This window comes from Corallococcus exercitus, assembly GCF_003611585.1.
GTDB lineage: Bacteria > Myxococcota > Myxococcia > Myxococcales > Myxococcaceae > Corallococcus > Corallococcus exercitus.
On sequence record NZ_RAVW01000379.1, the window covers coordinates 1 to 9,552 of the forward strand.

Consider the following 9,552-nt stretch of genomic DNA (forward strand, 5'->3'; position numbering starts at 1 on the left):
CCGCCCGCACCGCCCGCGCGGCCCCTGGTCGCGCCGGGCATCTACAACGGCCGGCCGCCGCGCCACGTGGGCCTGCTGCAGTTGAAGGTGCGGGAGGACGGAACCGCGACCCTGCTCCACGTCGTGTCCCAACACCTGCCCCCCGTCGAGCTGGAGCGCCGGGAGGTGCGGCTGGAGCCGGGGCCGGAGGGCCGCGTCTGTCTGAGCCCGGAGCCCGAAGCGCTGGAGCCCTGCTTGACGCTCGCCCCGGACGGAGGCTTGAACGTCCGGACCCGCGAGGAGGACGCGGAAGGCATCCCCGTCCTCCTGCGGCGTGAGCCCTCGCCGTAGCCCTGCCGGGGGGAAGACCTCCGGCGGCGGGGGAGGGTGTTTCAGCTCGTGGGTGTTTGCGCCGTCAGAAGTCCGATCCGAAGGAAATACCATGTCCCCTGCCCGCCGCCCCTACGACGATGACGTGGAGCTCACGCGGTACGTGCTGGAGCACTACGGTGAGCTCATCACCCCCTTTGAGCACCGGGCGCGAAGGGCCCTCCTGATTCGCTACGAGGAGCAGCCCCTGCTGGAGCATCCGAGGGTTCGCGAGGGGTACTTCCTGGATGACCAGGAGGTGAAAGCGGCCCTCGAGGGCGGCATGCCGGCGTTCCTGCGAGGGGTGCGGGACCGCATCATGAGGGAGCACGCGGACACGGTGTTCATCCACAGGTGTGAGCGGTGCCGGAGCGTCCTGCCGACACCCCGGGCGCGGCAGTGCCTGTGGTGCGGCCATGACTGGCATTGACGACGGAAGCGGTCAGGGGGCTTTCGGCGGCTCGGCCGCGGGCATGGCGGGCGCGGCGGCGGGTGCGGGCGACACGGGTGCCATGACCGCCACGATGTTCCCGGAACTGTCTCCGCTCACGCCTCGCTGTCACGCGGCGCGAGTGCGTGGACGCTGTCCAGCGCGCGCGCCACGTCCGCGTCATGCGTGACGACCACCAGGCCGCGGCCGTGCGCCTTCATCCCGTCGAGGTCTCGCATCACGCGTGCGGCGGTGCGCGAATCGAGATGCTCGGTGGGCTCATCGAGCAGGAGCCAGGGGGCCCCTGAAAGCCAGGCGCGCGCGAGGAGGACGCGCCGTCTCTCGCCTCCCGAGATGGCCTCGCCCCCGCGGCCGAGGGGCGTGTCGAGCCCCTGCGGCTGCCGCGCGTACCACTCACCCAGACCTGCCTTGCGCAGCGCCGCGACGGCCTCGTCGTCGGTGAGCGTCGCGCGCACGACCCGGAGGTTCTCTCGCAGGGTCGTGTCGAAGAGGTGCGCATCCTCGGCCGAGTAGTGCACCAGTTCGACCCGACGTTGCTCGCTCACCTCCGCGAGCGAGACTTCGCCGAGCTTCACCGCTCCCGCCTTCGGAGGGAGGTGCCCCGCGAGGCCGAGCAGCAGCGTCGTCTTCCCGCTTCCGCTGGGCCCGGTGAGGGCGAGCGACGTCCCTCGCCGCACCGTGAGGTCGATGCCCGAGACCGCGGCGCTTCGCTCCGGCCAGCCGCACGCGAGCCCCTCCGCGCGCAGGTGGGCTGCCGACGTGAGGGCAGGGGGGGCGGCGGCCGGGGGCTCCGCTTCGGGCGTCTCGAGGAAGGGAAGCAGTCGCCGGGCCGCCTCGGTCGAGCGCAGCAGCTGGGGCAGCGCCGCGGGCATGGACTGGAGGGCCTCGAACGCACCGAGCGGCACGAGCACGACGACACAGAGCTCCACCTGGGAGAGCGCCCCGCGTCCGAGCGCCGCGAAGCCGAGGACGAGCGCCGCCCCCACGCTCGCGCTCCACGCGCCGTGCATCAGGAAGGTCGCGGCGGCGGTCCAGCGAGCGGCCCGCGCGGAGAGCCGCTCCAGACACAGGTCGTCCTCGCTCAGGGCTCCCAGCAGGACCGGCGCCCGTCCCGAGACCTTCCACTCCGCCGCGCCTTCGAGGAGCTCCAGCGCGGTGGCCAGCTGATGCGACCGGGTGTCCGACGACGCCTTCTCCAGGAGGGCCAGCGCGCGCGCACCCATCCAGGGCGCCACGCCCCCCGCGACGGCCAGGCCCACGGCAAGGGCTCCCGCCGCCGCCGGAAGGAAGAAGGCGAGCAGGGCGACGCTGCCGACGCCGACACCCACCGCGATGGCCATGGGCACGAGCGCGCGGATGACCGCCTCGCCCACCGCATCCACGTCACCGCCGAGCCTCGCGACGAGGTCCCCGCGCTTGAGGCCCAGGACCCGGGTGAGCGGCCCGCGCGCGAGCGCGTCCACGAGCCGGGCCCTCAGCCGCGCCACGCCATGAAAGGCCACATCGTGCGCGACGAGCCGGTGCGCGTAGCGGAGGCCCGCGCGAGAAAGCCCCAGGGCCCGCACGCCGACGATGGCGAGCGTGAGGTCGAGCACGGGCGGCATCTCGGCCGCGCGCGCGATCAGCCACGCGGACAACGCGCCCAGCGCCGTCGACGCGAAGAGCGCGGCCGTCCCGAGCGCGACCGCGAAGACCACCGTGCGGGGACGGAGCGCGAGCTCCGGCAGCACCTGACGCAAGGGATGACGGCTCATGCGGCCTCCGCGAGGGTGTCCGGGGAAGAGGCGTGCGAGTGGAGCGTGAGGACCGCGTCCGCGATCGCCAGCGTCCGCGCGCGGTGGCTGACCAGCAGGAGGGTCGTTCCCTGCCGGGCGCGCCGCTTCAGCGCTTCGAGGACGCGCTTCTCGGAGACCTCATCCAGATGCGCCGTGGGCTCGTCCAGGAGCAGCAGCCGCTCGTCGCCCGCGAGGACCCGGGTGAGCGCGAGCCGCTGCCGCTGCCCGAGCGAGAGCCCCTGTCCGTCCCGCCCCAGCTTCGTGTCCCAGCCTTCGGGCAGCCGCGCGACGACGGCATCGAAGCCGGTGGCCTCCGCGGCGGCCGACAGGGCGGAGTCCGCAATCACGCGCCCTCGGCAGACGCTCTCGCGCACCGTGCCGGGCTCCAGATGCAGCTGCTGAGGCAGCCACGCGAGCTGGGCCCAGTACGTCGTCAGGTCGAGCGACCCGAGCGGCAGCGCCGCCGTGCCTTCGGGCCGCAGGAAGACGCCCCCGCGCGTGGGCGCGACGAGCCCGAGCATCGCCGCCATGGCCGTGCTCTTGCCCGCGCCGCTCTCTCCTCGCAACCCGAGGATGCGTCCCTGCCCCAACGGCAGCACGAACGAGAGCCCCTCCGGTGCGCAGCGCCCGACGTCGCGCGTGGCGACCGACACGTCCCGCAGCTCGAGCGTTCCGGAGGTGAGCGGGGGCGCCGCGAGCGTGCCGTGCGCGGCCTGGGGGGCTTCGAGCCGCGCGATGGCCTGCGCCGCCGCCTCGGCGCCCTCCGCGGACGCGTGGAAGAGCGCGCCCACCTGACGCAGCGGCGCGTAGACCTCGGGCGCGAGCAACAGCACGAAGAGGCCCGTCTCCAGCGGCATCGCCCCTTCGAGCAGCCGCAGGCCAATCCCCACCGCCACGCTGGCAATCGAGAGCGTGGCGATGAGCTCCAGCACGAAGCTGGAGAGGAAGGCGCGCCGCAGCGCCTGGAGCGTGGTCCGCGCGTGCGCCTCGCTCAGTGCAAGGACCTGGGCCGCGACGCCCCGGTGCCGGCCGAGCGCCCGCAGCGTGGCGAGCCCGGTGATGAGGTCCAGCACCCGCGCGCTCAGCTGCTGCATACTCGCGAGCTGCCGCACCGTGGCCTCGCGCGTGAAGCGGCCCACCAGGACCATGAAGAGCGGGATGAGCGGCAGCGAGCCCGCCATCAGGACCGCGGAGACCGGATCCGCGCGCCACACGCAGACGAGCAGGGCCGGCGTCGCCAGCGCCGTGAGCAGCAGCTGCGGCACGTAGCCTTCGAGATACGGCTGCAGCGCGTCCAGCCCACGCGTCGCCAGCTCCACCTGCGCCACCCCGCCGGCCGAAGTGCCCTCCCGCTCCGACCGGGACGCCAGCCGCGCGAGCAGGCCTGCTCGCAGCTGCGCGATGACCCGGTGCGCGCTCCGCTTCCCCGTCCACTCCTGGAGCCCCGCCAGCGCCGCGCGCAGGAGCCACACGCCGCCGAGCCAGAGGAGGGCTTCAGGGCCTCCGGCCACCTCGCGCGCATGCCCCAGCAGCCGCGCCAGCCCCCGCGCCTGCAGGACCGTGAGCGCGACCATCCCGAGCCCCAGGCCCGCGGTGAGCAGCACGTAGCGCCGCGCGGCGCTCGCGTGCCGCAGGAGCTTCGGGTCGAGCGGCTTCATGGGAAGCTCAGCCCTCTCCCAGCGCCGGGGTGAGCTCGTCGACGGTGACGCGCTGGCGGAAGACCCAGTAGGTCCAGCCCTGGTAGGCCAGCACGAACGGCACCAGCGCGACGGCGACGTAGGTCATGATCCGCAGCGTGTAGGGGGTGCTCGACGCGTTGTGGACGGTGAGCGAGTGCGCCGGCTCCATCGCCGGCATCACGTCCGGAAAGAGCGAGCCGAAGAGCAGCACCACCACGCCCGCGATGGCCAGACAGCTGAAGGTGAAGGACCAGCCCTCCCGCTCCCGCCAGACGCTCAGCGCCGCCGCCCCCAACGCCAGGGCCACGAACCCCAGCACCGGCCACGTCCACGCCACCGAGTATTGCACCTGCGTCCACAGTCCGAAGGCCCCGCTGACTCCGAGCGTGGGCAGCGCCATCCGCTTCGCCCAGCCAAGCGCCCGCGTCCGCAGCGGGCCCTGGGTCTTCAGCGCGACGAAGACCGCGCCGTGGCTGAGGAAGAGCAGGGTGGTGGCCAGGCCGCCGAGCAGCGCGAAGGGGGAGAGGAGGCCGAGGAACGTCCCGGTGAACTGATGCTTCGCGTCCAGGGGAACTCCGCGCACGATGTTCGCGAAGGCGACGCCCCAGAGCAGCGCGGGCACCCACGACCCCACCTGGATGGCCTGTTCCCAGCGGCGCTGCCACAGGGGGCTGTCCAGCTTGGACCGGAACTCGAGCCCGATGCCGCGCACGATCAACGCGACGAGGATGAGGAAGAGCGGCAGGTAGAAGCCGGAGAAGAGCGTCGCGTACCACTCCGGGAAGGCGGCGAACGTCGCGCCCCCGGCGGTGAGCAGCCACACCTCATTGCCATCCCAGACCGGGCCAATCGTGCGCAGCACCGCGCGGCGCTCCGCCGGGGTCCTGCCCAGGATGGAGAGCCACATCCCCACGCCGAAGTCGAAACCTTCGAGCACGAGGTAGCCCGTCCACAGGACCGCGATGAGACAGAACCAGAGTGTATTCAGTTCCATGATTTTCTATCGATGTCAGGCAAGAGGGGCCGGAACTCAGTAGCCAAACGAGAGCGGCGCGGTTTCGGGGTGGCTGTCCTCGCTCGCGACGGGCGCTGGATGTTTCAGGCTCGCACGGACGAAGTGCCGCATCAGGTAGAACCAGACCGCCGCCAGCGCCCCGTAGACGCAGGTGAAGCCAATCAGCGTCGTCCAGACCATGGCGGGCGAGACGGCGGTGGACACGCCGCTGGCCGTCAACAGGCGGAGCGCGTCCACCCCGGTGGGATTGGGCGCCACCAGCCAGGGCTGCCGTCCCATCTCGGTGAAGATCCAGCCAAAGGAACACGCGAGGAACGGGGTGGGCAGCGCGGCGAGGCTGAGCCGGGCGAGCCGCTCCGAGTTGCTCGCCACGCCCCCCCGCGTGAGCCAGAACCCGACCAGCGCCAGCGCCGCGCTCCCCACGCCCAGGCCGATCATCAGGCGGAAGGACCAGTAGGTGACGGCGAGGTTCGGCGCGTAGTCCTGACCCGCGCCGTAGCGCTCCTCGTAGCGCTTCTGGACGTCGTTGACGCCCTCGAGCGGTGCCTGGAAATCACCGCTCGCGAGGAAGGACGTGAGGCCGGGAAGCTCCAGCAGGTGGCGCACGCCCCGGCAGTCGTTGTTCAGGTCTCCCACCGCGAGCAGCGAGAAGGGTGCCCCTGCGCGGCCGTCGCAGAGCGCCTCGGCCGCGGCCATCTTCATGGGCTGCTGCTGGAACATCAGCTTTGCCTGGGCATCCCCGCTCACCGCCACGCCGATGCCGGAGACGATGACGGTGACGAGCCCGAGCCGCAGCCCGCCGCGAAAGGTCTGGGCCTCCGTCGCTTCACCCGCCTGGCTCGAGCGCACCATCAGCCAGCCGCAGATGCCCGCCACGAAGGTGCCCGCGACCAGGAAGGCGGAGGTCACCGTGTGGGGGAAGGCCACGAGCGCCGTGTTGTTGGTCAACACCGCCAGGATGTCCGTCATCTCCGCGCGCCCGGTGGCGGGGTTGAAGTGCGCCCCGACGGGGTGCTGCATGAAGGAGTTGGCCGCGAGGATGAAGTAGCCCGAGAGGTTCACGGCGAACGCCACCAGCCAGATGGAGGCGAGGTGCAGCCCGCGCGGCAGCTGCTTCCAGCCGAAGATCCAGAGGCCCAGGAAGGTGGATTCGATGAAGAAGGCCGCCAGCGCCTCCATCGCGAGCGGGGCGCCGAACACGTCCCCCACGAAGCGCGCGTACTCGCTCCAGTTCATTCCGAACTGGAACTCCTGGACGATGCCCGTCACCACGCCGAGCGCGAAGTTGATCAGGAAGAGCTTGCCGAAAAGCCGCGTCAGCCGGAGCCATGCCGGCTTGCGCGTCACCACCCAGAGTGTCTGGAGCAGCGCGACGAGCGGTGCGAGCCCGATGGTGAGCGGGACGAAGATGAAGTGATAGACCGTGGTGATTCCGAACTGCCATCGCGCGAGTTCAAGGCTGGTCATGACGGAGGGGCGCCATTGCAATTGCCCCGCCGTTCACGCTGCCTCGGGTGCGCCCTGGAGGCTGCGCAACAGCTGCACCGCCCCCCGTGGACCCGCGCAGATTCTGCGCCCGGGACCGCCGTCACACCGTCCGGGAGAAGCGGGGCTTCGCGGCCCTGGCGAGGTGGGCGTCGAACACCATCGCCACGTTGCGCACGAAGAGGCGGCCGAGCGCCGTCAGCTCCAGCTGCGTACCGTCGCGGACCAGGAGGCCGTCCGCCTCGAAGGCGCGCAGCCGCTCCAGCTCCGGGGCGAAGTACGTCGCGCCCTCGTCGCCGAGGTCCGTCCAGAAGTTGCACATCAGCTGGGTGATGACGGCTCGGCGGCGCCGGTCGTCGTCGGTGAGGACGATGCCGCGCTCGGTGGCGAGGCGCCCCTCGGCCACCCGCGCGTAATAGGACGGCAGCGGCCGCACGTTCTGGGCATACGCTCCGCCCACGTCGCTGATGCCGGTGCTGCCCAGCGCCACCACGTCCGACGCGGCCTTCACCGTGTAGCCCTGGAAGTTGCGGCCCAGGCGGCGCCCGGCCTGTGCGCGCGCCAACTCGTCCTCGGGCACCGCGAAGTGGTCCATGCCGATGGGCCGGTAGCCCGCCGTCAGGAAGGCCTCGCACGCGGCGCTGAACAGCTCCAGCTTCGTGCGTGCGGCGGGAAGGGCCTGCGCGGGCATGCGCTTCTGGTGCTTCAGGACGTCCGGCATGAAGGCGAAGGAGTAGACGGCGAGCCGGTCCGGCCGCATCTCCAGCACCGCCGCCAGCGTGCGGGCCCAGCGCTCCGCGTCCTGGTGGGGCAGGCCGTAGATGAGGTCGAAGTTCACGCCCGTGAAGCCCAGCGCGCGCGCATGCTCCAGCAGCGCGCGCGTCTGCTCGGGCGTCTGGAGGCGGTTCGTCGTCTGCTGCACCAGGGGGTCGAAGTCCTGGAGCCCCATGGACACGCGGTTGAAGCCCAGCTGGCGCAGCAGCGACAGCTGGCCCGGCGTGGTCAGCGCGGGGTGGACCTCGATGGCCACCTCCGCGTCGGGCAACAGCGTGAAGCGGCGGGTGAGCTCCGTCCACAGCCGCTCCAGCTGCGCCTCGGTGAGGAACGTGGGCGTGCCGCCGCCCCAGTGGAGCTGTGACAGGCCCCGCCGCGCGCCCAGCCGCCGGGCGACCAGGTCCATCTCCATGACGAGGTGGTCGATGTACCGGTCCGCCGCGCTCGGGTCCTGGCTGATGACGACGTTGCAGCCGCAATACCAGCAGAGGCTGCGGCAGAACGGCAGGTGGACGTAGAGGGACAGCGGCTCCGAGGTCTCCCGCGCGCCGGCCAGGGTGAGGCGCTCCGCGAGGGCGTCAGGGCCAAAGTCGCCGCGCCACTCGGGGGCGGTGGGATAGCTGGTGTAGCGGGGGCCGGCGACGTTGTAGCGGGCCAGCAGCTCCTCGGACGGCGTGGGGAGGTCGAAGCGGGTTTCCATCACACCCCTGCTCCAATCCAAACCCCGTGCCAGCTTGCGCCCGAGGGAGGCCCCGGGGCGGGCGCGCAACGTCTGCGCACCTCCCCCAGGGCCCCGGACGTCCTCACGTCCTGGCGCCAGGGCGTGCACCTCTGACCGGGCTCCTCGGAGTTCCGCCCTCACGCCCCCCCGAGTCCACTGGCGGACAGCAGGCCCCTGGAGACAGAATGCGCGCTCGCTGTCTCCCGGTGTGCGCGGCCACGCACCCGGTTGCCTCGTGCCGTCGGGGAGCGCTCCCGGACCGCACGCGTCTTGTTTCACCTGGGGGAGTCATGCGCGTCCTCGTTGCGACAGGGGTTCTTCGTTCACATGTGCTGCGAGCCGTGCTCTCGGCGGGGCTGCTCGGCGTCGCCGCCTGCAAGGGTTCGGCGGGCTCGGAAGGCACCCAGGGCCCTGCTGGACCTCAGGGCCCACCGGGTGCCCAGGGCCCTCAAGGTCCGCAGGGGCCCGCGGGGGCCGCGGGACAGGGCCTGAGCGCCTTGCTGCTCACCACGCCCGAGCCCGCGGGCGCCAACTGCGGTTTCGGCGGCGTCAAGCTGGAGACCGGCGTCGACCGCAACGGCGACGGCGCCCTGCTGGATGACGGCGAGGTGAACGCGTCAGCCACGAAGTACCTCTGCAACGGCGCCCAGGGGCCCAAGGGCGACACGGGCTCGCAGGGGCTCCAGGGTGAGTCCGGACCGCTCGCGTTCGCCTACGGCGACGGATCCGCGGGGGACTTCACGCTCTCCTCCTTCGCGAATCCGCGGTCCTTCCAGGCCGGGAACTTCACGGCCGCTGGCGCCAACCTGATGTTCCACAACGTGACCATCGACGGCACGCTCATCGTGTCGAGCGGGACGATGATTCGCGCCACCGGCGACATCGTCATCGGTTCGACCGGCGCCATCATCGTCAGCCCCGACTTCCATATTCAGACCCTCAATCCGTCGCAGAGGGGCATCGCCATGTCCGCCTCCTTCAACTACCTGGGAGGCAAGGGCCTGGACCTGGGGCGCACGTCCCTGGTCTCCCGCGCCGACCTCCTGGGGGGCGGGAGTGGGTTTCGCTCGACGACGAACCCCGACATCCTCGGCGGCGACGGGGGCGGGCGGCTCATCCTCGCCGCAAAGGGCAACATCATCATCCGCGGCTACATCGACACCAACGGTCGCCAGGGCATCAACAACAGCATTCCCACCATCAACCGGCCCGCCGGAGCGCCGACCCCGGTGGCGGGCGGCGGAGGCGGTGGTGGCGGCGTCGTCAGCCTCCTCTCCCGTGGCACCATCACGGTGGATACCAAC

General features: G+C 71.9%; 8 protein-coding genes. 3 read left to right on the top strand and 5 right to left on the bottom strand.

All coding sequences use genetic code 11. From position 1 onward, the window contains the following. The coding region (locus D7W79_RS43955; protein ID WP_208729898.1) for a hypothetical protein at nucleotides 1-330 on the top strand (330 nt) is incomplete at its 5' end. A 91-nt stretch (nucleotides 331-421) separates the two neighbouring features. Then, nucleotides 422-778 (top strand): hypothetical protein, encoded by a 357-nt coding sequence (locus tag D7W79_RS32785; RefSeq protein ID WP_120529294.1) that lies wholly within the window; start codon nucleotides 422-424, stop codon nucleotides 776-778. A gap of 116 nt (nucleotides 779-894) precedes the next feature. Here D7W79_RS32785 and cydC read toward each other — a convergent pair whose 3' ends face one another. The 5 genes from cydC to hemN all read right to left on the bottom strand — a co-directional run bounded on the left by cydC (nucleotide 895) and on the right by hemN (nucleotide 8,227). Next, nucleotides 895-2,553 carry a thiol reductant ABC exporter subunit CydC gene (gene cydC, locus D7W79_RS32790; RefSeq protein ID WP_120529295.1) on the bottom strand — a complete coding sequence of 553 codons (1,659 nt, stop codon included), beginning with the start codon at nucleotides 2,551-2,553 and terminating at the stop codon, nucleotides 895-897. Further along, nucleotides 2,550-4,232 carry a thiol reductant ABC exporter subunit CydD gene (gene cydD / locus D7W79_RS32795; RefSeq protein WP_120529296.1) on the bottom strand — a complete coding sequence of 561 codons (1,683 nt, stop codon included), beginning with the start codon at nucleotides 4,230-4,232 and terminating at the stop codon, nucleotides 2,550-2,552. Before cydD ends, cydC begins: the two co-directional genes overlap by 4 nt. A 7-nt stretch (nucleotides 4,233-4,239) precedes the next feature. Beyond that, nucleotides 4,240-5,247: a cytochrome d ubiquinol oxidase subunit II gene (cydB, locus tag D7W79_RS32800; RefSeq protein ID WP_120529297.1), complete on the bottom strand. Its 1,008-nt coding sequence runs from the start codon at nucleotides 5,245-5,247 to the stop codon at nucleotides 4,240-4,242. A 36-nt stretch (nucleotides 5,248-5,283) separates the two neighbouring features. Further along, a complete protein-coding gene (locus tag D7W79_RS32805) occupies nucleotides 5,284-6,735 on the bottom strand; it encodes a cytochrome ubiquinol oxidase subunit I (RefSeq protein ID WP_120529298.1) in 1,452 nt (483 codons plus the stop codon). 121 nt (nucleotides 6,736-6,856) lie between these two features. Further along, nucleotides 6,857-8,227 carry an oxygen-independent coproporphyrinogen III oxidase gene (gene hemN, locus D7W79_RS32810; RefSeq protein WP_120529299.1) on the bottom strand — a complete coding sequence of 457 codons (1,371 nt, stop codon included), beginning with the start codon at nucleotides 8,225-8,227 and terminating at the stop codon, nucleotides 6,857-6,859. A gap of 350 nt (nucleotides 8,228-8,577) precedes the next feature. Between hemN and D7W79_RS32815 the strand changes: the two genes are divergently transcribed. Further along, a partial coding sequence (locus D7W79_RS32815; protein WP_439099254.1) for a DUF7151 family protein occupies nucleotides 8,578-9,552 on the top strand: 975 nt, incomplete at its 3' end.

Excerpts from the sequence above, each read along its gene's own strand:
- D7W79_RS32785 (WP_120529294.1), top strand. The coding sequence starts at position 422 with ATGTCCCCTGCCCGCCGCCCCTACGACGATGACGTGGAGCTCACGCGG.
- cydC (WP_120529295.1), bottom strand. The coding sequence starts at position 2,553 with ATGAGCCGTCATCCCTTGCGTCAGGTGCTGCCGGAGCTCGCGCTCCGT.
- cydD (WP_120529296.1), bottom strand. The coding sequence starts at position 4,232 with ATGAAGCCGCTCGACCCGAAGCTCCTGCGGCACGCGAGCGCCGCGCGG.
- cydB (WP_120529297.1), bottom strand. The coding sequence starts at position 5,247 with ATGGAACTGAATACACTCTGGTTCTGTCTCATCGCGGTCCTGTGGACG.
- D7W79_RS32805 (WP_120529298.1), bottom strand. The coding sequence starts at position 6,735 with ATGACCAGCCTTGAACTCGCGCGATGGCAGTTCGGAATCACCACGGTC.
- hemN (WP_120529299.1), bottom strand. The coding sequence starts at position 8,227 with ATGGAAACCCGCTTCGACCTCCCCACGCCGTCCGAGGAGCTGCTGGCC.